28 protein-coding genes and 3 pseudogenes are annotated in these 23,168 nt (G+C 37.2%); 9 read left to right on the top strand and 22 right to left on the bottom strand.

Annotation, left to right across the window (positions count from 1 at the left end; all coding sequences use genetic code 11):
* Window positions 1-94: 94 nt before the first annotated feature.
* The gene (locus AC0IWE_RS19445) at window positions 95-793 is read right to left on the bottom strand and encodes a CPBP family glutamic-type intramembrane protease (RefSeq protein ID WP_471794381.1); all 699 of its coding nucleotides are present in this window, start codon (window positions 791-793) and stop codon (window positions 95-97) included.
* A gap of 58 nt (window positions 794-851) precedes the next feature.
* On the opposite strand from AC0IWE_RS19445, the gene AC0IWE_RS19440 reads away from it, so the two are divergent.
* Together AC0IWE_RS19440 and AC0IWE_RS19435 are read left to right on the top strand one after the other, a co-directional pair.
* Window positions 852-1,190 (top strand): hypothetical protein, encoded by a 339-nt coding sequence (locus AC0IWE_RS19440; protein ID WP_471794380.1) that lies wholly within the window; start codon window positions 852-854, stop codon window positions 1,188-1,190.
* A 20-nt stretch (window positions 1,191-1,210) separates the two neighbouring features.
* Window positions 1,211-1,531, top strand: coding sequence for a hypothetical protein (locus tag AC0IWE_RS19435; protein ID WP_471794379.1), 321 nt, complete (start codon window positions 1,211-1,213; stop codon window positions 1,529-1,531).
* Between the two features lie 186 nt (window positions 1,532-1,717).
* On the opposite strand, the gene AC0IWE_RS19430 is transcribed toward AC0IWE_RS19435, so the two are convergent.
* The 3 genes and pseudogenes from AC0IWE_RS19430 to AC0IWE_RS19420 form a co-directional block, all read right to left on the bottom strand.
* Window positions 1,718-2,104, bottom strand: a complete 387-nt coding sequence (locus tag AC0IWE_RS19430; RefSeq protein WP_471794378.1) for a GNAT family N-acetyltransferase — start codon at window positions 2,102-2,104, stop codon at window positions 1,718-1,720.
* Window positions 2,104-2,668: pseudogene (locus tag AC0IWE_RS19425) on the bottom strand (DNA-3-methyladenine glycosylase I). Before AC0IWE_RS19425 ends, AC0IWE_RS19430 begins: the two are co-directional and overlap by 1 nt.
* A 177-nt stretch (window positions 2,669-2,845) precedes the next feature.
* Complete coding sequence (locus AC0IWE_RS19420; RefSeq protein WP_055902946.1) at window positions 2,846-3,199, bottom strand: carboxymuconolactone decarboxylase family protein; 354 nt, start codon at window positions 3,197-3,199, stop codon at window positions 2,846-2,848.
* Window positions 3,200-3,257: 58 nt separating this feature from the next.
* Between AC0IWE_RS19420 and AC0IWE_RS19415 the strand changes: the two genes are divergently transcribed.
* Window positions 3,258-3,617 carry a hypothetical protein gene (locus tag AC0IWE_RS19415; protein WP_463492045.1) on the top strand — a complete coding sequence of 120 codons (360 nt, stop codon included), beginning with the start codon at window positions 3,258-3,260 and terminating at the stop codon, window positions 3,615-3,617.
* Here AC0IWE_RS19415 and AC0IWE_RS19410 read toward each other — a convergent pair.
* Both AC0IWE_RS19410 and trmB read right to left on the bottom strand, forming a co-directional pair.
* A complete protein-coding gene (locus AC0IWE_RS19410; RefSeq protein ID WP_471794377.1) occupies window positions 3,607-3,939 on the bottom strand; it encodes an MGMT family protein in 333 nt (110 codons plus the stop codon). The genes AC0IWE_RS19415 and AC0IWE_RS19410 overlap by 11 nt on opposite strands.
* A complete protein-coding gene (gene trmB, locus AC0IWE_RS19405) occupies window positions 3,939-4,589 on the bottom strand; it encodes a tRNA (guanosine(46)-N7)-methyltransferase TrmB (protein WP_471794376.1) in 651 nt (216 codons plus the stop codon). Before trmB ends, AC0IWE_RS19410 begins: the two co-directional genes overlap by 1 nt.
* A gap of 113 nt (window positions 4,590-4,702) precedes the next feature.
* Between trmB and fcl the strand changes: the two genes are divergently transcribed.
* Both fcl and AC0IWE_RS19395 read left to right on the top strand, forming a co-directional pair.
* Window positions 4,703-5,629: a GDP-L-fucose synthase gene (gene fcl, locus AC0IWE_RS19400; protein WP_463492042.1), complete on the top strand. Its 927-nt coding sequence runs from the start codon at window positions 4,703-4,705 to the stop codon at window positions 5,627-5,629.
* 117 nt (window positions 5,630-5,746) lie between these two features.
* Window positions 5,747-6,868 (top strand): hydrogen peroxide-inducible genes activator, encoded by a 1,122-nt coding sequence (locus AC0IWE_RS19395; protein ID WP_471794375.1) that lies wholly within the window; start codon window positions 5,747-5,749, stop codon window positions 6,866-6,868.
* Here the strand turns inward: AC0IWE_RS19395 and AC0IWE_RS19390 are convergent.
* The 6 genes from AC0IWE_RS19390 to AC0IWE_RS19365 form a co-directional block, all read right to left on the bottom strand.
* The gene (locus AC0IWE_RS19390; RefSeq protein WP_471794374.1) at window positions 6,863-7,105 is read right to left on the bottom strand and encodes a hypothetical protein; all 243 of its coding nucleotides are present in this window, start codon (window positions 7,103-7,105) and stop codon (window positions 6,863-6,865) included. The genes AC0IWE_RS19395 and AC0IWE_RS19390 overlap by 6 nt on opposite strands.
* Window positions 7,106-7,148: 43 nt before the next feature.
* Window positions 7,149-7,283, bottom strand: a complete 135-nt coding sequence (locus tag AC0IWE_RS19385; protein ID WP_471794373.1) for a hypothetical protein — start codon at window positions 7,281-7,283, stop codon at window positions 7,149-7,151.
* Between the two features lie 70 nt (window positions 7,284-7,353).
* Complete coding sequence (locus tag AC0IWE_RS19380; RefSeq protein WP_471794372.1) at window positions 7,354-7,611, bottom strand: hypothetical protein; 258 nt, start codon at window positions 7,609-7,611, stop codon at window positions 7,354-7,356.
* A gap of 97 nt (window positions 7,612-7,708) precedes the next feature.
* Entirely contained in the window at window positions 7,709-8,317 is a 609-nt protein-coding gene (locus tag AC0IWE_RS19375) for a superoxide dismutase (RefSeq protein ID WP_055902921.1), read from the bottom strand.
* Window positions 8,318-8,570: 253 nt separating this feature from the next.
* The gene (locus AC0IWE_RS19370; protein ID WP_471794795.1) at window positions 8,571-9,038 is read right to left on the bottom strand and encodes a nucleoside deaminase; all 468 of its coding nucleotides are present in this window, start codon (window positions 9,036-9,038) and stop codon (window positions 8,571-8,573) included.
* A gap of 297 nt (window positions 9,039-9,335) precedes the next feature.
* Window positions 9,336-9,671, bottom strand: coding sequence for a tRNA-binding protein (locus tag AC0IWE_RS19365; protein ID WP_471794371.1), 336 nt, complete (start codon window positions 9,669-9,671; stop codon window positions 9,336-9,338).
* A gap of 177 nt (window positions 9,672-9,848) precedes the next feature.
* Between AC0IWE_RS19365 and AC0IWE_RS19360 the strand changes: the two genes are divergently transcribed.
* From AC0IWE_RS19360 to AC0IWE_RS19350, 3 genes are all read left to right on the top strand, one after another.
* On the top strand, window positions 9,849-11,333 hold the full coding sequence (locus AC0IWE_RS19360; protein WP_471794370.1) for a xylulokinase: 1,485 nt from the start codon (window positions 9,849-9,851) through the stop codon (window positions 11,331-11,333).
* Between the two features lie 68 nt (window positions 11,334-11,401).
* Window positions 11,402-12,733: a xylose isomerase gene (xylA, locus tag AC0IWE_RS19355; protein WP_471794369.1), complete on the top strand. Its 1,332-nt coding sequence runs from the start codon at window positions 11,402-11,404 to the stop codon at window positions 12,731-12,733.
* A 554-nt stretch (window positions 12,734-13,287) separates the two neighbouring features.
* On the top strand, window positions 13,288-14,964 hold the full coding sequence (locus AC0IWE_RS19350; RefSeq protein WP_471794368.1) for a sodium/sugar symporter: 1,677 nt from the start codon (window positions 13,288-13,290) through the stop codon (window positions 14,962-14,964).
* Window positions 14,965-15,562: 598 nt separating this feature from the next.
* On the opposite strand, the gene AC0IWE_RS19345 is transcribed toward AC0IWE_RS19350, so the two are convergent.
* The 8 genes and pseudogenes from AC0IWE_RS19345 to AC0IWE_RS19310 all read right to left on the bottom strand — a co-directional run bounded on the left by AC0IWE_RS19345 (window position 15,563) and on the right by AC0IWE_RS19310 (window position 21,676).
* Window positions 15,563-15,943: a hypothetical protein gene (locus AC0IWE_RS19345; RefSeq protein ID WP_471794367.1), complete on the bottom strand. Its 381-nt coding sequence runs from the start codon at window positions 15,941-15,943 to the stop codon at window positions 15,563-15,565.
* Between the two features lie 2 nt (window positions 15,944-15,945).
* The gene (locus tag AC0IWE_RS19340; RefSeq protein ID WP_471794794.1) at window positions 15,946-16,983 is read right to left on the bottom strand and encodes an ABC transporter permease; all 1,038 of its coding nucleotides are present in this window, start codon (window positions 16,981-16,983) and stop codon (window positions 15,946-15,948) included.
* Window positions 16,980-17,177, bottom strand: coding sequence for a hypothetical protein (locus AC0IWE_RS19335; RefSeq protein ID WP_471794366.1), 198 nt, complete (start codon window positions 17,175-17,177; stop codon window positions 16,980-16,982). The genes AC0IWE_RS19340 and AC0IWE_RS19335 overlap by 4 nt, the downstream gene beginning before the upstream one ends.
* Before the next feature lie 89 nt (window positions 17,178-17,266).
* Complete coding sequence (locus tag AC0IWE_RS19330) at window positions 17,267-17,905, bottom strand: MBL fold metallo-hydrolase (protein WP_471794365.1); 639 nt, start codon at window positions 17,903-17,905, stop codon at window positions 17,267-17,269.
* Window positions 17,906-17,957: 52 nt separating this feature from the next.
* A pseudogene (gene gldD, locus AC0IWE_RS19325) lies at window positions 17,958-18,546 on the bottom strand (gliding motility lipoprotein GldD).
* A gap of 55 nt (window positions 18,547-18,601) precedes the next feature.
* Window positions 18,602-19,345 (bottom strand): shikimate dehydrogenase family protein, encoded by a 744-nt coding sequence (locus AC0IWE_RS19320; RefSeq protein WP_471794364.1) that lies wholly within the window; start codon window positions 19,343-19,345, stop codon window positions 18,602-18,604.
* Between the two features lie 98 nt (window positions 19,346-19,443).
* Window positions 19,444-20,212 (bottom strand): annotated as a pseudogene (locus tag AC0IWE_RS19315) (phosphosulfolactate synthase).
* Between the two features lie 60 nt (window positions 20,213-20,272).
* Window positions 20,273-21,676 carry a tetratricopeptide repeat protein gene (locus AC0IWE_RS19310; RefSeq protein WP_055902889.1) on the bottom strand — a complete coding sequence of 468 codons (1,404 nt, stop codon included), beginning with the start codon at window positions 21,674-21,676 and terminating at the stop codon, window positions 20,273-20,275.
* Between the two features lie 250 nt (window positions 21,677-21,926).
* Here AC0IWE_RS19310 and AC0IWE_RS19305 point away from each other — a divergent pair, with 250 nt between their 5' ends.
* Window positions 21,927-22,382 carry a nuclear transport factor 2 family protein gene (locus AC0IWE_RS19305; RefSeq protein WP_471794363.1) on the top strand — a complete coding sequence of 152 codons (456 nt, stop codon included), beginning with the start codon at window positions 21,927-21,929 and terminating at the stop codon, window positions 22,380-22,382.
* Between the two features lie 18 nt (window positions 22,383-22,400).
* Here the strand turns inward: AC0IWE_RS19305 and AC0IWE_RS19300 are convergent, their stop codons facing one another.
* Both AC0IWE_RS19300 and AC0IWE_RS19295 read right to left on the bottom strand, forming a co-directional pair.
* Window positions 22,401-22,622 carry a hypothetical protein gene (locus tag AC0IWE_RS19300; protein ID WP_471794362.1) on the bottom strand — a complete coding sequence of 74 codons (222 nt, stop codon included), beginning with the start codon at window positions 22,620-22,622 and terminating at the stop codon, window positions 22,401-22,403.
* The gene (locus AC0IWE_RS19295) at window positions 22,571-23,047 is read right to left on the bottom strand and encodes a hypothetical protein (protein WP_471794361.1); all 477 of its coding nucleotides are present in this window, start codon (window positions 23,045-23,047) and stop codon (window positions 22,571-22,573) included. The genes AC0IWE_RS19300 and AC0IWE_RS19295 overlap by 52 nt, the downstream gene beginning before the upstream one ends.
* Window positions 23,048-23,168 lie beyond the last annotated feature (121 nt).

Below are 23,168 nucleotides of genomic sequence, written 5' to 3'. Positions count from 1 at the left end.
TGATTACACTGATTTAAAGATTACACCGGCAAACGGATTTACCGGATGATAAAAGTAACCAAAGTTAAAGGTTTAGAAAAGATATACCTCCAATTTAACTGAAAAAGAACGTTAATAATACTAGGATAAAATTAAATGCCCCATGTAATAACATTGAATAGCCTAAACCATATTTTATACGAACAAATCCGAGAGATATGCCTGTAAAAACCTGCGAGATGACAAATAGTATAAAAGCTGGATCGCTTAACGTTAAACCTTTAATATTATTTATGTGTATTAAGCCAAATATAATTGCGGTATAGTAAAAAAGATATCCAAAATACCTCTGCTGGATAGCTAAGCGTTTACGAACATCGAAATGTTTAAAATATGCTCGGGCTATTAATGCGATGAATAGCGAAAAGATATAGATAGGCCATGTTAAGAAGCTACTTTTTATAAAATAGTTGAATATAAGACCTAATGTAAAGCACACAAAATAAATTGATTGATATTTTTTTTTCAGGTGCCATCTGAATAAAAATTCTTCTATTATCGGTGCTATTACACAGGCTAAAATTATAGTTACGGTAAGACCAAACCTCCGGATAATGTCAATTTTTTGCTCATATGCTTTAATAATATCAAAATGAACTAAAACACTATAGATTGTTAGTACTAAACCAGCAAATATCAAGTCTAAAATGAGTAGCCAAAGCAGATCTCTCCAAAGAGATTTATTATCTTTACTGAGTTTTAAAAGTTTTGGCTTTTTCAAGAAATGCCAAAATGCAAATAGCGTTTGTATCATTAAAATATTGAATATTATTTTTGAGTAATTAGCGTTTATATCCCGAGATGACTAACATATGAAGATTTTTAGCTTTTTTGTTCTATTTTTTATAATAGTTACTGCTGCTCAAGCGCAGGATTTTATCGTTAAAAATAATGATGATGTAATCCGTGGAACAATCAAGGGAACTGATTACTTTTCTGTTTTTATTAGTGCTAACGACGAAGCAGATGTGATTTTACCTGCAAAAGAGGTTAAAAACTTCTTCTGGAACGGCAATAGTTTTGTAAGTAAGGGCTTTGCTAACGGCCGCAATTTCGAATACCGTTTTGTTAAGGTAATTGAAATGGGAAATGTTAACCTATATTCTTTTGGTGGTGGCACTTTAGTGCCCCAAGTAAAGAGAAAAAGGTAAAATTCGGCCATCAATCGGTATTGGCGACAGGAACCGGCGGATATGGCGGTATGGGCATGGGTGGAGGCATTAGTATCGGTGGTGGCCGTAATGCTGCTCCAGAAAGACCAGCAGGAGCACCGGTAGTGCGTTATTTTATCGAAAAACCAGGTTCAGGGCCTTTGCAGGAAGTGCCTATGAAAGCAATAACTGAGGATGCCAAAAAAATTGAAGTAAAAAATATTCTTTTACAGAAAATTGGCGATTTGCCTGCATTAAAAGCCAAAGTTGAGACGGGAACCGATTTTAACAGCAAAGATGTTGTTGAGTGGGTGAAAGAATATAACGCGACTAAAAAGTAAACAGGATTAATGATCGATTATAGGATTGCAGGATCGTTTTTATCATTAAACCACAACTTTTCATAGATTTCCAAACTGATGAGTTTACCATTTTTAATTTCACAATTTTTAATCGTTTTATGGTAGTTGAATCCCATCTTTTTTAGCACCTTTTTGCAGTCTCCGTTTTCTGTTTCAACTAGAGCTTCAATTTTTTAAGTTTAAATTTTCAAATGCATAACTGCATACAAACCTGGCAGATTCGTTAATAATTCCCAATCCCCAATATTCTGGTAACAGCCAGAAGCCAATTTCTGCTTTTTCTTCGAAAGTGTTCAGGTCATTAATTCCTATTGCTCCAAAGAATGTTAAACTTTTCTTGTCGCAGATTGCCCACCAAATGCCTGTCTCATTTTTTTGAAGTTCATTAAACCAGGTTAATTGTGCATTGGTTTCCTCGAGGTTATCATAACTTACACCATAATAGCGAATCACATCCGGGTGTGATAAGCCTTTAAAAACATCTGTTAAGTCATCATTGCTAAACTGTCGCAACAAAAACCTGGCGGTATAAAGCGAATTTGAAGCGAACATTATCTTGCACAGCAATTTAATAAATGGTCATTAACCATTCCTGTGGCCTGCATATGTGCGTAACAGATGGTGGTACCGAAAAACTTAAAGCCGCGCTTTTTCATATCTTTACTGATGCGGTCGGATAGTTCTGTGCGTGGTGGAACATCACCCATTTTTTCGATAGGGTTTAAAATGGGTTTACCTTCGGGCACAAAGCTCCACATGTATTTAGAAAAACTGCCAAATTCTTTCTGGATTTCGATAAATAATATGGCATTGGTAATGGCTCCGTTAACTTTTAATCGGTTACGGATTATGCCTTCATCATTCATCAGGCGTTCCACATCTTTTTTCTGTAAAAGCCGCAACCTTTTCCACCTCAAAATCTGCAAAAGCCTTTCGGTAATTCTCCCTTCTTCGAAGGATGGTAATCCAGCTTAAACCGGCCTTAGCACCTTCCAGTATCAGAAACTCAAATAAAATTTTATCATCATAAACGGGTTTCCCCCATTCTTCATCATGGTATTTGATGTAAAGCGGATCAGAGCCGGCCCAGGTGCAGCGGATTTTTGAGTCAAGCATAGCGTTTTACTTTTAGAAATTTCAAATTAAACATTCTTTACAAACTCTGTTAAATTGGCGGTCTTTAATACTCTCGTCACCCTGAATTTATTTCAGGGCCTTTGTTTTAGCATGATTTCTAGCAAGAAAAAAGATGCTGAAATAAATTCAGCATGACGAATGATTAATCGTATGTCGCTAAACTCCCGCCTCCAAACTCAATTCGTCCCAATACTCAACAGCTCTTCTATAATGCGGAATAACAATGCTGCCCCCAACTAGATTAGCAATCATGAAGATTTCATTCATTTCGTCGCTGTTTACACCTGCATCAAAGCATTTGCCAAGGTGGTATTTAATGCAATCATCACAACGCAGAACCATAGAGGCTACCAAGCCCAACATTTCTTTTGTTTTAACATCCAGCGCACCATCGGCATAGGAAGTGGTATCAAGTGCAAAAAAACGTTTAATGTTTGTGTTTGCCGTTTCCATAATCCTATCGTTCATTTTTTCACGATAGCCATTAAATTCTTCTACTAATTTTCCCATATTTTAAAATTCAAAATCTTTTTCAACTGTTATTTGTTAGCAATATAAATATTTGATTATGAAAATGATATCTCCAAAATTTCACGCTGTTTTAGACTATATTTTGATTATGCTTTTACTGGCCTCTACAGATATTTTTGGCCTATCCAAAACAGCATCTACATTGGCCTATGCACTTGGTATTATCCATTTTTTGTTAACGGTATGTACCGATTTCAGCGGAGGCATATTCAAAATAATAAGCCTTAAATTACACGGAATAATTGAATTTTTTGTAAGTATTTTATTAGTTGTTTTAGCTTTTACCCTTTTTAAGGGCAATTTAACCGACGAAATATTTTACGCTTGCCTGGGCCTGTTGATTCTGATTATTTTTACCCTTACCGATTATAAACGGAGCTTACCTGTTATATTATAATTTCGTTCTGGGGGTTCCAAAATACCTTTTTAAAGTTAACTACTTTATCGTTCTTTACCTCAACGCCTTCTTTGTTCAGCAGTGCTTCCATCAAATCCGGCGTTTTAAAATGAAACTTTCCGGTAAGCAAACCACTACTGTTAACCACCCGGTGAGCAGGTACACTTGGGTAGGCTGTTTTGGCATAAAGCATGGCATGCCCCACCATTCTCGACGATTTTGCGGCCCCTAAACTTTTGGCGATGGCTCCATAAGAGGTAACCCGCCCTGTCGGGATAAGGCGTACAATCTCATAAACCTGCTCGTAAAAATTGGTATTCATCAGTCGAATGAAAACTGAATATAATTAATATTTTTATCGTGGAGCAGGTATTTTTTTTCGTAATAGGTTTTGATTGATAAAACTTCGTTTACCAGGTTTGATGTATATAAATGATCGGTATTTTTATGTACAGGTAAGCCCAGTTCTTCTACTTTTTCACAGGTATAAGCATACAATTGGTCGTTATCTGTTTTCAGGTTAACATTGCCACCTGGTTTTAAAACAAGTTTATACCGGTTTAAGAATGCAGGGAAAGTTAAACGTTTTTTCTCGCGGCTATCCTGAGGCTGCGGATCAGGAAAAGTTATCCAAATTTCATCAATTTCACCTTCATTAAAATAATCCAGCAAATTTTCTATCTGGATCCTTAAGAAAGCAACATTATCGATCCCATCTTCAATAGCTGTTTTAGCACCGCGCCAAATGCGGTTGCCTTTATAGTCTATCCCAATAAAGTTTTTTTCAGGAAAAAGCCTGGCTAAATTAACTGAATATTCGCCCTTGCCACATGCCAGTTCGAGTACAATAGGATTCGAATTTTTGAAATGTTCTGCAGCCCAGGTTCCTTGTAATGCCTTTCCTTCTTCTAATTGATATACGTTCGCAAATGTTTCTATTTCTGCAAAACGCCTAAGTTTATCTTTACCCAAAAGTCTTTTTTTTGCAAAAATACAATTAAATCAATAATGCGGGTTTGTTTTGACTGAAAGTTTAATACCATTCTTATTTAGGAATTGTATTTTTGTGGTTTATAAAAAACAACGTGGAAAAAAACGCTAAGATATATGTTGCAGGTCATCGTGGTATGGTGGGTTCGGCCATTCACCGTAAACTGCAAAAAGAAGGCTATGCAAATATCATTACCAGAACTTCGGGTGAACTTGATTTACGCAGCCAACAGGCTGTTACCGATTTCTTTGCTGAAGAAAAACCTGATTATGTATTTCTTGCTGCTGCCAAAGTTGGCGGCATTGTAGCAAACAATACCTACAGGGCCGATTTTCTTTTCGAGAATTTAGCCATACAAAACAATGTAATCCACAATGCTTATGTTACGGGCGTAAAAAAACTAATGTTTTTAGGCTCGAGTTGCATTTATCCAAAAATGGCTCCTCAACCTTTAAAAGAAGAGTACCTTTTAACAGGAACCTTGGAGCATACAAACGAACCTTATGCTATTGCTAAAATTGCGGGCATTAAGATGTGCGATGCTTACCGGGATCAATACGGCTGTAATTTTATATCGGTGATGCCAACCAATTTATATGGTTATAATGATAACTATCATCCTCAAAATTCACATGTTTTACCTGCTTTAATACGTAAGGTGCACGAAGCAAAAGCGAATAACGAAAAAGAAATTGTGGTTTGGGGTTCAGGCTCGCCAATGCGCGAATTTTTGTTCGCAGATGACTTGGCAGATGCCTGTTATTTTCTGATGCAAAATTATAACGAACCGCATTTGATTAATGTAGGTACCGGACACGATTTAACCATCAAAGATTTAGCGCTATTAATTAAAGATGTATTGGGTTTTGAAGGTGAATTGGTATTTGATGCCAGCAAACCTGACGGTACACCTAGAAAATTGATGGATGTTAGCAAACTTCATGATTTGGGGTGGAAACATAAAATCGAATTACCAGAAGGTATTGCATTGGCCTATCAGGATTTTGAAAGCAGGTATTAGAATAATAATCGGGTAGTATTTTTATTAACCTGATATTCTCTTATTCAAATTTAATCATTCAGTAATTTATTATAGTTAGAATTTATATCTTTGATTATATAAATAAATTTTAACTATATGACTTTAGTTCAGCTTGAATACATTGTTGCAGTAGATACTTACAGAAGTTTCGTAACTGCTGCAGATAAGTGTTTTGTAACCCAGCCAACATTGAGTATGCAGGTGCAAAAACTTGAAGAGCTGATCAGTGTTAAAATTTTCGACAGAAGTAAACAGCCTGTAAGTCCAACTGAAATTGGCGCACAGATTATTGCACAGGCCAGGATTATTTTACAGGAAAGCGGAAAAATAAAAGAACTCATTAGCAGTCAGCAACAAGATGTTTTGGGCGAATTGAGAATTGGCGTTATTCCAACTGTTGCGCCCTATTTGCTGCCCGAAGTAATTTCAGCAATGCTGGAAAAATATCCAGAATTAAAGCTCCTAATCTGGGAGTATACCACAGAAGATATTATTCATCATTTAAAAACAGGCGTATTGGATTGTGGTATTCTGGCCACCCCACTAACTGATCCGAATATTACAGAAACTCCTTTATACTATGAAAACTTTGTAAGTTACATCAGTAAAAACAGCAAACTTTATAAAAAGAAAGCTGTAGATGCTGAAGACTTAAATGATGAGAACATCTGGCTTTTAAACGAAGGACACTGTATGCGTAACCAGGTATTGAACATTTGCCGTTCAACCAAAAACAACAGGTTGCAAGGGCTGGAATATAACACGGGTAGTGTAGAAACCCTTGTCCGTATGGTCGATTTAAACGGTGGTGCAACTTTGCTTCCTGAGTTGGCTATTGCAGCGTTAAATGTGAAGCAAACCAGTAAAGTCCGCCATTTCAAATCTCCGGAGCCTGTACGCGAAATCAGCCTGGTTACCCATAAAAACTTTATAAAAAAGCGGATGCTTAATGCTTTAAAAGATGAGATTTTGGAGATTATCCCTAAGGCAATGGAAGCAAAAAAAGAAAAAAGATATTGTTGGAATTTAGACCGCGTTTTTGAAATTAATGAGGATTGGCCAAAGCAAACATTTGGTAACTTTACCCACGCGATCGTCCTGCTGAATTTATTTCAGCATCTTTATTGCTACATAAACCCTGAAATAAATACAGGGGTAAAGGGTATTCATGAAAAGTATTATAGTAACCTTTACATGGTCAACAAGAAAGATTTATAAAACCTCAGAAACTAATTCCCTATCCTTATCCACGTGATCTGCCAATTGATAACTTTGTGCTGCGGGATTCTTATCTTCTAAAAAGATGAGGATAATTAGTGAAATGATGGGGATTAAAAAGGAAATGAAAAACCAGAACCAGAAATTCCGACCTGTTCTTTTTGCCAAAAAACCTGCAAGCAGTTGTGGTGATAACAGCAAGCCGAGTACGAGAGATCCTAAGATTATTTCTGGCATGGCTATTTTGCATTAAAATCTTGCCCAGCGGTATCAGGAATGATTACTGGTTTTGCTTTTCTATTGGGGGTGCAGATAACAGTCCTTTAATATCGCTCTCCACTTCTTCTTCCTCGCCTTTTTTCTTTTTCTTGTTTTTTGCTTTTAATCCTTTGCCGCTTAAGCGTTCTTCTATCACTTTATCATACTCTGTTTGCTGCTCAGGCCTTAAAACATTGCGGATGTTTTTTGATGTCTCATTCTGTAACTTATAGAATTTGTCTACATCCTCTTTCGCGCGAATTGCCTGCCTGTTGCCTTTTAATTAAATCTGCCTGTTCTTTAGCCTGGTTAAATGTAAAGCTATAGATCACGCTTTTTTGCGTGCCATTTAATTTTAATCTTTTATCGAGATCATCTACATTCTTTTGTGCAATTTCTGAAGGAGTAGGTACTTTATTTTGCTGGGCACTTACCAATCCATTTACACCAATTACAATTAAGAATAAAATTACAAGCCTTTTCATTTCGAACATTTTATATCTGCAAAGTTACTTAATTATCTTAAAACAAGGAAGTCCCGATTTTCATCGAGACTTCCTTATATTTTAAACTATATTCGGTTTACAAAGCTTTTTTGTAAAGTTCAGCAACTGCATCCCAGTTTACTGCATTCCAAATTGCCGCTAAATAATCAGGGCGTTTGTTTTGGTATTTTAAATAATATGCGTGTTCCCAAACATCGATACCGAAAATTGGTGTGCCTTTTACTTCAGCAATATCCATTAATGGATTATCCTGGTTTGGAGTAGATGAAACCTGAAGTTTTTTATCAGCACCTACAGATAACCAAGCCCAGCCCGAACCGAAACGGGTAGCGCCAGCTTCTTGTAATTTAGTTTTAAGATCAGCAAATGATCCGAAAGTTTCGTTAATTGCTTTAGCTAAATCGCCAGTTGGCTCACCACCTTTATTGGGGCCTAAAACGTTCCAGAATAATGAGTGGTTATAATGACCGCCACCATTGTTTCTAACAGCAGCAGGGTATTTTGAAATATTTTTTACAATTTCCTCGATGCTCGAACTTGCTTCAGGTTTACCTTCTAACGCTTTGTTTAAGTTGGTAACGTAAGCTTGATGGTGTTTATCATGGTGAATTTCCATGGTAGTTTTATCAATATGCGGTTCTAATGCATCGGTTGCGTAGTGTAACGCAGGTAATTCAAAAGCCATAATGTTTTATGTTTAAAGATTTAAAAATGTTTCTTGTAGCAAATATAACATTAGAACGTTAAGATTTGTTCATGTTATTATCATCAAATCGTTTTCTGCGCTGCTATTGTAAATTTGAACGGGTTAAAAGTTGTAATGTTCAGTGCGATAGCCAATTCCTTTTTAATAAAAAAATTGATTTTTAATCAATAGTTGATGATCAATAGTTTATAGCTAATTTTTCTATTAACTATACGCTATTAACCCGTCTCCGCTACCGCTTCTTCGCAAAAAAATCCCGCATCAGTATTGCGCATTCTTCTGCCATTACACCACCTTTTAATACTGTTTTGGGATGAAGCAGGTTTGCGTTTTTTGATATAAAACCTCTTTTTTCTTCTCGGGCACCATAAACAATTCGGCCAATTTGTGTCCAGTAACTTGCGCCTGCACACATTACACAAGGCTCAATGGTTACATATAAGGTGCAATCTCTCAGATATTTTCCACCAATGGTTTGTGCAGCAGAAGTAAAAGCCTGCATTTCCGCATGCGCAGTTACATCATTAAAGCGTTCAGTTAAATTATAACCACGACCAATAATCCTGTTTTTACCAACTACTATTGCGCCAATCGGGATCTCATCTTCATTTAGCGCTTTTTTTGCTTCCTCCAAAGCCAACTTCATGTAATGAATGTCTTCCTCTTCGGGATCGGTATTTTCGAAATTGTAAAAGCTCATGTGGCAAATATAGGGTATAATGGCCAAAAAGAATTCCGATGTTTTGGTGGCCATGCGCGTGGTAAACTTCTGAAGTCTGGGTTGAAAATTGGTTAGGTTTTGGAGCGCAGTGTCGCTGATAATCGGTTACCCCAGTCCTGCTTTTCGTTACAAGTCCTCATTCGTACCTCACTCCGGTCTTTTCACTTCAATCAGGGCTATTAGACAAAGGTCTGTGCTATTGGGGAACAAATAACGCGCAGACTTCCGAAGTTTCCAGGGGCCGAAGACTAGCAAAACTTCGGAAGTTTACAAGCGTTACACAAGTTTACTTCCATTAGGCACTTTGCCCTGCACAGAAGTTAACACAATATCGCCGTTTTCATCGGCAAAACCGGTAACCAAAAATTCAGACATAAACTTTCCAATTTGTTTTTTTGGAAAATTGACCACACCAACAATCTGTTTTCCTGGCAATTCTTCCAATGTATAGTGTTTGGTTATCTGCGCACTGCTCATTTTTATGCCAAATTCACCAAAATCTACTTTTACTTTATAGGCTGGTCTGCGGGCTTCAGGAAATTCAAAAGCCTCTAAAATTGTTCCCACCCTTAATTCTACCTTTTCGAAATCATCCCAGGTTATCTGTTCCATAACTTAATTAAATATGAGCGCAAAAATAAAAATTATTAATCTCAATTGTGATCGCATTAAGCTAAAGGTGGATAACAGCTTTAAGATTAACAGATTTAATAAAAAATTTGCGATTTATTTTTTTTAAACTATCTTTATGCAACCGTTTGCATAACCAGATATTAATTAAATTAAAATATGTATTTATTAGGGATTGATTTAGGTACTTCATCCATAAAAGTGGCTATAGTTGATGTGGCAACACAGCAAAATATTGCCACTGCACAATATCCTGAAGAGGAAACGGCAATCAAATCTTTACAATCAGGCTGGGCAGAGCAATCGCCAAATGATTGGTGGCACAATGTACAGCAGGCCATTCTAAAGTTAAATGAAACAGGTTTATTCGATCCCAAACAGATTAAAGCCATTGGCATTGCTTATCAAATGCATGGATTGGTTGTTGTAGATCAAAATCAACAAGTATTGCGTGATAGCATCATCTGGTGCGACAGTAGGGCTGTGGATTTGGGAAATGGAGCATTTGATGCTATAGGAGAAGAAAAATCTTTAAAACACCTGTTAAATTCTCCCGGAAACTTTACAGCTTCAAAATTGGCTTGGGTTAAACAAAATGAGCCAGAAATTTACAGCCGTATCGATAAAATGATGTTACCAGGCGATTTCATTGCCATGAAATTATCCGGAGAAATTACCACAAGCATTTCAGCATTATCAGAAGGGATTTTCTGGGATTTCGAACAGCATGAAATATCTGAAGACGTTACCAAATATTATGGTATTGATAGCAGCCTGATACCAACTGTAAAACCTTTATTTTCTGAACATGGGCATTTGAAAGCTGATGTTGCAGATTTGCTTGGTTTGACCAAAGGTATTCCTGTCGCATATAAATCCGGCGATCAGCCTAATAATGCACTTTCACTAAATGTGTTAAAACCTGGAGAAGTTGCGGCCACAGCCGGTACATCTGGTGTAATTTATGGTGTAAGCGATGATCTTACTTATGATAAACAATCAAGGGTAAATACCTTTGCTCATGTAACCTATTCCGAAGATAAAAAACACACAGGCGTATTACTTTGCATTAACGGCACAGGCAGCATGTACCGTTGGGCAAAACATAATTTTGCGCCTCAGGCAACATATAATGAGCTGAATAAGCTGGCTGCAAAAGCGCCTATTGGCAGTAATGGATTAAAAGTACTTCCATTTGGTAATGGCGCAGAACGGATGTTAAACAATAAATATACAGGCGCTCAACTTTTAGGTATTGATTTAAACACCCATAACCAGTTGGATATTTTCAGGGCTGTACAAGAAGGAATTGCATTTTCTTTCCGCTATGGGCTCGATATAATGCGCGAAAACGGGATGACTCCAAAAGTAATCCGTGCAGGCAAGGCAAACTTATTTTTAAGTGATGTTTTTGCTCAAACCTTCGTCGATGTAACAGGTATTCCGGTTGAGCTTTACGAAAATGACGGCAGTGTGGGTGCAGCACTCGGAGCAGGAATAGGTGCAGGGATTTTTAAAAATGCTGAAGAAGCATTCACCAAACATGAAGCAATAAAAACTTTGACACCGCAATATTCCGAAGCCTATGAACCAATTTATCAGGACTGGAAGAAAATATTAGAGAAACAGTTAGCAATTGGTTAGTGATTAACCGCCCTTTGGAAGATCAACTAAAATAATCGACTAACGAACCATCACCAAAAACAAAAAACATGACAAAAGTAGTAACAGGAGCAAAAGAATTTTTTAAAGGCATTGAGCAAATTAAATTAGAGGGCTTAGAAAGCGATAATCCACTTGCCTTTAGGTGGTACGATGCCAATAAGATTGTGGCAGGAAAAACCATGAACGAACATTTTAAATTTGCCTGTGCGTATTGGCATTCCTTTAATGGCAATGGTGCCGATCCATTTGGTGGCCCAACCCATGTTTTCCCTTGGGATGAAAAGGCCGATGCAATAGAAAGGGCAAAAGATAAAATGGATGCCGCTTTTGAATTCATTACCAAAATGCAAATCCCATATTATTGTTTTCATGATGTTGATGTGGTAGATTATGGAAATGATGTTGCTGAAAATGAACGCCGTTTGCAAACCCTTGTTGAGTATGCTAAGCAAAAACAAGCTGATAGTGGTGTAAAACTGCTTTGGGGAACTGCCAATCTATTCAGCCATAAACGCTACATGAACGGTGCATCAACCAATCCCGATTTCCATGTACTTGCCCACGGCGCAGCGCAGGTTAAAGCAGCCCTGGATGCAACCATTGCGCTTGGTGGTGAGAATTATGTTTTCTGGGGAGGAAGGGAAGGCTACATGACGCTATTGAATACAAATATGAAACGTGAGCAGGAACATTTGGCCAAATTTTTACATACAGCCAAAGATTATGCCCGCAAACAAGGTTTTAAAGGAACATTTTTTATCGAACCAAAACCATGCGAACCTTCTAAACACCAATACGATTACGATGCAGCTACAGTAAAAGGCTTTTTACAGGAATACGATCTTTTGGGTGATTTTAAATTAAATTTAGAAGTGAACCATGCTACATTGGCCGGACATACCTTTCAGCATGAATTGCAGGTAGCGGTAGATAATGGTTTATTGGGCTCTATTGATGCCAATCGTGGTGATTATCAAAATGGCTGGGATACCGATCAGTTTCCGAACGATATTAATGAGTTAACAGAAACCATGCTGATTATTTTAGAAGGTGGAGGCTTGCAAGGTGGAGGTGTAAATTTTGATGCTAAAATCCGCCGTAACTCTACCGACCCTAAAGATCTTTTTTATGCCCATATTGGTGGTATGGATATTTTTGCAAGGGCGCTGATTACCGCTGATGCCATTCTTCAAAAATCTGATTATAGGAAAATAAGAACGGATCGCTATGCTTCATTTGACAGTGGTAAAGGAGCAGAATTTGAGCAAGGTAAATTAACTTTGGAAGATTTGCGAAACTATGCTGCAGAAAACGGTGAGCCAGAGGTACGCAGTGGGAAGCAAGAGTATTTGGAGAATTTGATTAACAGGTATATTTAATCTATTTATTTACATATTTATAAAATGTGATACCATGGTCTGCCTCATCACAAACCACTGGAATTCGATTAACAGGTATATTTAATCTTTCTATTTACCTTATCTATAAAATGTGATACCGTAGTCTGTGTCCTCACAGACCATTGGAATTTGATTAACAGAGATATTTAATCTATTTATATACATTATTTTAAAACGTGATACCGTAGTCTGTGCCATCACAAACCATTGGAATTTGATTAACAGATATATTTAATCGATTTATATACATTATTTTCAAAATGTGATACCGTGGTCTGTGTCCTCACAGACCACTACTTATTTATTTTATTCATTCTGCGAGGATACAGACCGTGGGGATAAATTATGTATGCAAATCGTTGTCAACCTGGGCATATTGAAAACGAACTCAATTTAACTATTACCGATTCAATCGGCTAATCAATTAAATTAATAAACGTTACATTAACATTTTTTAATTTAAAAAAAAGCAGTGATTAATTTATGATTTTACTACATTTAGGTTTCTAAACCAAATAACCACTATTATATTAATGAAACACAACTTATTGGACACGAAAGATTACATTGTATTTGCAATCTACTTCGTTATTGTGGCTGCGTACGGTCTGTACATCTACAATAAGAAAAAATCCGCATCAACCGGCTCAAAAGATTATTTCCTTGCAGAAGGTTCACTTACATGGTGGGCAATCGGTGCCTCATTAATTGCATCCAACATTTCGGCAGAGCAGTTTATAGGCATGAGTGGATCAGGCTTTAAGATGGGTCTTGCAATTGCAACTTATGAATGGATGGCTGCCCTGACCCTGGTTATTGTTGCCGTTTTCTTTATTCCGGTATACCTAAAGAATAAAATTGCTACAATGCCCCAGTTCCTACACCAGCGTTACAACGGAACCGTGGCTATGATTATGGCCGTGTTTTGGTTATTGCTATATGTAGTGGTAAACTTAACTTCGATACTTTATTTAGGTGCTCTAGCAGTAAGCAGCATTTCTGGTTTCGATCTAACATTCTGTATGTATGCCATTGCCGCATTTGCCATTGTAATTACACTTGGGGGAATGAAAGTAATCGGTTATACTGACGTGATCCAGGTGTTTTTCTTAATTCTGGGTGGTTTGGCTACAACTTATTTAGCTTTAAACCTGGTTTCTACACACTACGGTACATCAGGTATTTTTGAGGGTTATAGCTTAATGACTTCAAAAGCATCAGAGCATTTTCACATGATTTTAAAACCTGAAAATGAGAATTACATTGATTTGCCAGGCTTAAGCGTACTTGTGGGTGGTATGTGGATTGTAAATTTAAATTATTGGGGCTGTAATCAGTACATCACACAACGCGCTTTAGGTGCTGATTTAAAAACGGCACGCGGTGGTATTCTATTCGCCGCTTTCTTAAAACTATTAATGCCAATCATCGTAGTATTACCGGGTATAGCGGCCTACGTATTGTATAAAGATGGCGCTTTCCAATCGGAGATGTTACAGGATGGATCTGTTAATCCTGACCGTGCTTATCCGGTGTTGTTAAACTTATTGCCAGCGGGCTTAAAAGGGTTATCGTTTGCAGCTTTAACAGCAGCTGTGGTGGCTTCATTAGCGGGTAAGGCAAATAGTATTGCAACTATTTTTACATTGGATATTTATAAAAAAGTATTAAAAACCGATGCTTCTGAAAAAAACCTGGTTTTTACAGGTAAAATTGCTGTTGTTGTAGCTATGGTACTGGGTGTTTTAATTGCACCTCACCTTGGTATCGATAAAAAAGGTGGTTTCCAATACATACAAGAATATACAGGTTTTGTATCGCCAGGTATATTTGCCATGTTCATCCTTGGTTTCTTCTGGAAAAGGGCAACTTCAAATGCTGCACTTTTTGCAACCATTGGCGGTTTCGGATTGTCGCTAGTATTAAAATTCCTTCCGGGCTGGACAGATTTATCATGGTTATCAGGAATGGGTTTCTCAGTTAAAAATGCAGCAGGCATTTACGAAATTCCTTTCTTGGATAGAATGGGTTTTGTGTTCGTATTCTGTATTGTTGGTATGGTGATTATCAGTTTATTCGAAAATATAAATGGCGTAAATCCTAAAGGACTGGAAATCGATTCAAAAATGTTTAAAACCACTACAAGTTTTGCTGTTGGTGCATTGATCATAATCGGTTTACTGGTAGCGCTTTACGGTATTTACTGGTAAATAAAAAATTAAAAGTTTTAAAGCTTTCTGAGAAATCAGGAAGCTTTTTTGTTTAAGGGTATTTTAGAGATTAAACACGAGCCATGCTTTAATTAATAGCTATTTGCTTAATAAAAATTAATTTGATTCGCGAAGGCTTAAAGAATATCAGGTATCTTTTTTTTTGGAAATCAGGTTCAGTAGATATTGGGTAAAGATAGTCCTGCTTTACGTTCTTTCTGATGAAGGATCAGAACCACTTTGATCAGGTTTAGTTGGCAGGGATAGTACTTTTATTTGTGGTTGCGCGGTTCGTTAGGCATGAGCCCAGGGATGTGGGATTTTAATTTATAAATGAGCCATGCTTTTATCAAATTGAATGAAAGATATTTGCTCATATAAGTTAGTATGGTTTGTAAAGACACCGAACCAAGGAAAGTCGAATTTTAGGCATCCTGCTATGCAAGACTGCCCTAACCGATTCCCACAGAACCTGCGCTCCAAAAAAGGTCAGAATATTTGAAACGAGTGAGGCATTAATCTATAGAAGAAAAAAATATTTTATTTCTAAAATTGGTGTGGTTCGTGTAGACACGCACCAAGGTGTGGATATAATCAATTACTGCGCGCAAGGCCCGTCTGGAATTTCTTTGCTGATTTTAATTACTTTGGTAACCACTAAAGTCGAATCGAAGTCTGCAGCTACTGTAGCCGTGTCAGATTTGGCAAAAAAGCCTTCCAATTCGACGTATACTGGCTCGTATGGCTTTTCGAAGCCAAGGTTGCTATAAGAAAGTTCCAAGGTTTTTACACTATCCGTAACCCAATATTCGCGGCCGTCTTCGCAGAGGGTAAAAGATTTCATTTCCGGACCGAAAGTATACAGGCCCTTAACTGTTTTAATATTACTTTTTTCTCCCTCGGCCTTATCGTTTCTACAAGCGGTAAGGGCTACGCCAAGGAGCACAACAAATACGAATGCTTGTTTAAATAACTTCATTTTTATATGGATTGATTTATTTGATCTATCTTTTTAACACTCAAATTGGATGACAAAGCAGATGCCAAAAATGAGAAGATGCCTACTGTAACAAAAACTAAAACAAAATCTTTCCATTTTAGCCCTATTGGGTAGGAGGTGACAAGTGTTTTATTTTCTTCTCCCATTTTGATGAAACCGTATGTATGCTGAAAATAATAGAAAATAAGGCCGATAATTAGGCCAAGCACACAGCCCGACATGGTAATCATCATCCCCTCAAATAAAAATATACGCTTAATTAATTTTTTTCCAGCACCCAAACTGCTCAAAATGGCCACATCCTTTACCTTATCGATTACCAACATGGTTAACGACCCTATGATATTAAATATAGCAATAATCAGAATAAAAGTAAGAATAATATATACGGCCCATTTTTCGGTATTTAAAATATGGTACAGCGATTTATTCTGTTCAGCCTGGTTGCGTACCTCATATGCTTTCCCCGCTTTTTCGATCACCTCTTTTTGGAAGTTGTCTACATCAACCCCTGGTTGCAAATTGATCTCAATTGCAGACACATTTTTCTCTTCGCCCAACAATTCGCGCGCAAAGCCAAGCGGAATGATAATACCGTTATCAAAGTCCTGTTGCACTTCAAAAACGCCGCTAACGCGAATGCTTTTTGCTACAAAATCATCAGCCGGATTTAAGCTGCTTGCCGAAATGTCTTTTTTTGGCGAATAAATTTCAAGTTCTGTAAAGGGATCTACCGTATTTACGGCCAAATAACTTTGTAAAGCAGAGCCAATTACTGCATTGTCGCCATTCCTGTTGTGTAAAATAAAGTGTCCTTCTTTAATGGTACTATCAAGTTTGGCGTTTTTTAAATAATCTAAACTCACACCTTTCACCATACCTACAGCCTGTTTATTGTTGTATTTCAACAAAGCATTTTCTTGCAATACCTCTGTAAATGCAGCAACATCCTTATTTTTTTTAAGCTGGTTAAAATAGGTGGTATTCGGATCGAAGGTTTTGCCCTTGGCCGGGGTTATGGCAATTTGGGGGTAATGGTATCGAACATGTTTAACACCACCGTTTCCAAACCGTTAAATACCGAAAGAATAATGATCAATGCTGCACTGCCCACCATTACACCCACCATCGAAATACCCGATATCAGGTTGATGGCATTGGTTGATTTTTTGGCAAAAAGATACCTTTTTGCAATATAAAATGATGTATTCACGTCGGTAAAGATAGTTAAAAGGTTGAGGGTTTAAATGTATAATGCTAGCAGCCCCCACGCTTAAAAGAACTTTTAAACAATATTTAGTATCAAAAAAAAGGATTGTTTTGTTTTTCGAAACCTATGCTTGTCGCTGGTCCGTGGCCAGGATAAACTACGGTTTCATCTGGTAATACAAACAGTTTATCGGAAATGTTTTGAATTAATTGCTGATGATTGCCACCAGGTAGATCGGAACGGCCAATGCTGCCATAAAAAAGTACATCGCCACCCATCAAAATATGATCTGCTTCGCTATAAAAGCAAAGGTGTGCCGGTGAGTGGCCGGGGGCAAATATTAAGCTTAATGTACTGTTGCCAAAAGAAACTGTTCCTGTTTCAGGCAAAAAAGTATCCGGAAGTGGTGAAATCTGATAGTTGTTAAAGCCCATTGAAGGGGCATAACCCGGTACGGCAGTTAAAACAGGCAATTCGCCTTCGTGAAACTGCGGCTTTAACCCATAGGTTTCAAAAACGAATTTATTGCCGAAAACATGATCAAGGTGGCAATGCGTATTAAGCAATAAAACTGGTTTAAGGTTTTGCTGTTTTATGAATGCTGACAATTCGTTTTGCTCAAAACCCTCGTACATCCCAGGATCAATGATGATACATTCTTTACTTTCATCGTAAAGTACGTAGGTATTTTCGCTGTATGCATTAAAAGTGAAGGTTTTTACGGTAATCATAAGTCTTATAAATGTTCCTGATTAAAATTGTATCAGGCTGTTGAATATTAAATTAATTTTTCCACCTAAAGGATGAAATCAGTGTATCAATGTCTTTTTTAATGAAATTGATCACAGGAGCAGATTGAATCGTATTGTGGCCGTTCATTAAAATATAAGGCACCTCTAAAATAATGTTTTGCACTATCGGTTAGGAAAAACTGAACAGAAGATGCTGTATTTCCTTCAATGGCATAATAAATACCATACACTTTCCGATCGGGATAATTAATAAGCTTTTGATCTATCGCACTTGCTTTAATGGTATGTTTAAAGGCGAGTTTCCGGGCATCTTCTACCATTTCATTGTATTCGCCTTTGCCTGATACATCATAATAGGTTAAATGTAAAAAGCCATTGAATTGTTTGAAATGAATGTTAAACCAGTCTTTTTGTGCATCACGGCTTTTATCCTGCTCTACCACGGCATAAGTTGGATACTTAAAGCTGAACGGAACGGGCTGAATAAATGTTTTATAATTTTTTTCAGGGAATTCAATTCTGAAATAAGCTCTTGGTTTTGGGCTATAATCATTGTTCTGACAAGCTGTTAAGAATAAAAGCAGCATGACGGAAATACAGATCAGTTGTTTTAATTTCATAGCATTTTATCAAAGATTGCTTTGTCGTTCCTCCTCGAAATGACGATAAGTTAGCTTATTTATTCCAGATTGCCCAGGCTTTTTCGGCTTGTTTGTATAACATTTCCAAACCATTTTTAATGGTGGCACCGCGTTCTGCTGCTTTTGCCAAAAATGTAGTTTCTAATGGATTGTATACCAAATCATAAGCCAGGTGTTGGGGGCCGAGCTGGCTGTAATCAATTTCTGGAAAGGTATCAACATTTGGCGACATCCCCAGCGGTGTGGTATTGATCAATACTTGATGTGAAGCTAAAATTGCCGGTGTTATTTCTGAATACAATATTGCCCCCGGAACAGGTTTGCGTACCACTACCTGGTAGGGGATGTTCAATTTTGCTAAAACGTATTTAACCGCTTTTGCCGCTCCACCATCACCAAAAACCAACGCTTTTGCATGCTGCGGGCCTAATAAGGGTTTTAATGATTCTTCAAAGCCATAAGCATCGGTATTGTAGCCTTTTAAATAATTTTTGTCTTCAAAACTTTTGATGGAAATGCAATTTACGGCCCCGATTTTATCGGCTGCTTCATCTACTTCATTTAAATAGCAAAGTACATTCACTTTATGCGGTATGGTTACATTTAAACCACAAAGTGATGGGTTTTCGCTTAATAAATCGGGTAATGATTTGATATCTTCAATAGGGAAAAGTTCGTATTGGTGATCAGCAATGCCCTCATTCAAAAATTTTTCGGTAAAATACTTTTTAGAAAAGGAATGAGATAGTGGATACCCGATTAAGCCGTATGTTTTCATATGCGTATTTACGCCATTGCGAGGCACGAAGCAATCTTAACGCGATAGAAATAAACTATCAGAGATTGCTTCGTGCCTCGCAATGACGGATTTATCTTTTATTTTACTTGGTTCAGGAAATAATCGAAAGTATCTCCGCGTAAACCTAAACGAATCGTTTCCAATGGAATTACCTCAGCTGGGGCAATATTACCAAGGTTTACATTGCTGCCGATTAATTTAATAAACCAAACCTGTTGTTCTTTTTGTGGTGCTTCCCATATAATGGTTTCTTCAGGAATCTGTGTTAATATTTCATCAACCAAACCTTCCCGCACTTCTCCGCTTCCGCGGTAAATACCAACATTACCACCTTCGCGTGCTTCGGCAATTACTTTCCACGAGCCTGCTTCAATTTCTGCCTGCATTAACTTAATCCATTTGTATGGGGCAAATATTTTGGCAGCATCTTTACTTCCCACTTCAGAAATAACGGTTACCTGTTTGGAAAGTTCGCGGATGAATTCACATTTTTTGTCATGCTCAATTTCAATAGAACCATCAGAAACCTCCGCGTACTCCATGCCATATTGATCTAAAATGCGTTGGTAATCTGCAAATTGATTACGGATAATAAAGGCTTCAAACAGTGTTTCCTCCAAAATAGGTAGGAATACCGGCACTTTTATATAAAGCTAATTTTTCTTTAAGATTTGGGGTTACATGAGATGTTGCCCAACCTAATTTTACGATATCTGTATGTACGCCAGCAACTTCAATAAAATCTTCAACCTGGCGTAGGCTCAATCCCTTATCCATAACCATTGTTAAGCCTTTTTGGCGTGGTTTAGCTGGACGTTCGGGAACGTTTAATAATGGATAATTCATATGCCTACAAAAGTGAAAAAAATTTTGAGATTTATTTGTTAAATTTTTCTCACAAGCTCGTTACCGAATATATCTGTTTATAACGCTCAAAATGGCACTATTATCCTGTAATTGCGGTAAATATTCAAATAAAATATAGTGTTTATCGGGGTCAGTTGTTAAAGCCGTTTCCAAATATCCCAGCGCATCACTGTAATTGCCAAGTGCAAAAAGATAGGCTACCATACGGTAATACAGCTCGGCAGCTTCGGGATTATTTTTAATCGCCTCAGCCATTGTTTCTGATGCTTCCAAAAGTTTTCCCTGCTCGTAAAGCACGGTACTAAAATCTAGCCAGGCTTCAATATCCAATGGATTAAATTCCAAAACTTTTTCATAGGCCTCTATCGATTCCTCAATCTGACCTAATTTATAATAAGCATCGGCCATGGCAAACCAAAAATCGGGGTTTTCGGCTTCTAAATCGATCGCTTTTTTATAAAAATGCAATGATTCGAAGTAACGTTCCTCAAAATTCAGCGTAACACCGATCCCAAACCAGGCATCTGCCATTTTAGGATCCATTTTTACTGATTTTTTGTAATAAGAACGCGCTTCATCCATTTTTTCAAGCTTCTCGTAACATTCACCTATTGCGCAATAGGTATCGGCATTGGGCTGTTCGTACTCGAAAGTCTGTTTATAAACTTCAATGGCTTCATCGTATTTATCCAGCTGTACCAGTGCATTGCCTTTGTTGAAGTAAGCGGAGCTGAAATCTTCTTTGATTAAAATTGCATAATCGTAGGCATCGATGGCTTTTTCAAAAAGATTTAGTTTATGGAAACTGTTTCCCAAATTATACCATGCTGCATATGAATAAGGATCGGTATCGATGTACTGCTGATAGAACTTAATGCTTTCTTCCTGTTTATCCAGCACATCATAACAAAAAGCCAGCTCATACAAACCGTCCTGATTTTCCATATTTTGCTCTAAACTGAGTTTAATATAGGTAATGGCACTTTCATAATCGCTCATGCTTTGGTAAACGTAAGCCATCTGCAACAAAATTTCATCGGTACTTTCGGCAAGTCCTAAAGCTTTTTCATAGTTTTCGAGTGCTTCATCGTAGCGTTCGGTATTTTGGAAAATATTACCGCGCAAAAGATAAATATCCGGTTCGGATGGCTCTAATAGTTCAGCTTTTTGCAATGCAATAAAAGCTTTTTCGTTGTTATTGGTTAAAATGTAAAGATGAGCCTGCTTGATTAAAAAGACAGTTGCATAGGGGTGTTGACTGATTGCAAAATCAACCACCTGCAAAGCTTTGACCGGATCATTTTTCTCGATATAAAAATCTACTATGTATTCGAATGCGCCTGCATCGAAAAAATACTGATCCTGGTTGCGGAGCATTTCTTCGTAACGTTCTACCGAGCGTTGTGCGTCTTCGTTGGATTCAAAAAAGAATTCTTCTTCCATATATTATACTATTAAAGAACCGTGCCAATTAGCATAAAAACACATTATAAGTTTACCGATTATAATTTTCCGTTTTTAAAATAATTATTAACATCAATTGGCTTAATCAGCGTAAATCGCTGAATATAAAGTGTGTTAACTCTGGTAAAGATGTGTGGATAATCGATTGATTTTTTGCAACATCGCGGTTCCTTTTCCCTTCTTTTACAAAAATACTATAAATTTATGGTATATACGTAATTGAGAAGTCATGAAAGGATCAGTCATTTTTGCCCTGTTTTTACTATGTTTTGTTACTCAAAGCTTTGCACAGCTTAACGAGGAAGCCGCCATTAAAAAAGCGGTAAATAATCTTTTCGAAGGGATGAAGACCGGAGACAGTACTTTAACAAGGGCTGCGTTTGCCAATAGTGCTATTATGCAAACAATTGTTGAAAAGGATGGAAAAGTGGTTGTCCGTACCGAATCGGTAAATGATTTTGTAAAATTTATCGGAGCACCGCACCAGGAAAAATATGATGAACAGATAATTTTCACCAAAATATTGGTTGATGGTGCGCTGGCTTCGGTTTGGACAGACTATAAGTTTTACCTTGGCGAAAAATTTAGCCATTGCGGTGTAAATTCCTTTCAGTTGGTAAAAGGAGATCGAGGCTGGCAGATTGTTTACCTTATTGATACAAGAAGAAAAACGGGCTGTAAATAAGATATAGCCGCTATTGTTTTATCGTAACGTATTGTAATATTTAAACACTTTAATCAGGTCATCGTCCTGTTTTAAATCCAGTTGTTCGTTTTTGATGAAAGTAGCTACTTGTTCCTTTTTATCGGCCAAAACCGTAGTAATGTTTTTTGTTGAAGGCGTAAATTTTTGAATTGTTCCAGCTTTACTGGTTAAATATGCGGTACGCTGTACGAGTTTGTTGGTTTTTTCTTGGTAAACCAATCTTCTACTATTTCTTTTTTAATCGAGTATTGTTTTAGCAGGCTAACGTTGCCCTCAGCAACTGCTTCGTAAAAACCTTCTGCCTGACCGGTTTTTAATTTAATGAACTGGTGAGAATTGCCAACAGAATCAAGCAAAGTGAAAGATTGCACGGAATCCTGAATGGCGTAAACGTTTTCATTTTCTGTGTATTCCAATTGTTGCGTTTCCAGGTTATACCTTACATTTTTAATGTCAAACGCTTTTTGACTTACGGTTTTAATGCTCCCATTGGCGTATTTGGTGTTGAAATAAGGGCTTCCTTCAACAGGATTTTTAATTACTGATTTTAAAAGGGGTTTCGCACTTGGGCCAACTGTAACATTCTGTGCAAAATTGTAAGTTGCGAGGCTGATTAAAATAAGGAGTAAGAAAATTTTTTTCATGGTTGCGTTTTATAAAGATAAAATTTTGTGTGTTTCGATTGGTTCTTTTTGTTGGCGATAAATTTTAAATAAAAATTAAAACAAATGGAAAAACAAGCTAAAAATAAGAGGATTTTCTTAC

The sequence above is a fragment of the Pedobacter sp. AC402 genome (genome assembly GCF_979252805.1).
The sequence above is the reverse complement of the archived record's forward strand: the minus strand, read 5'-3'. Positions and strand labels throughout refer to the sequence as shown.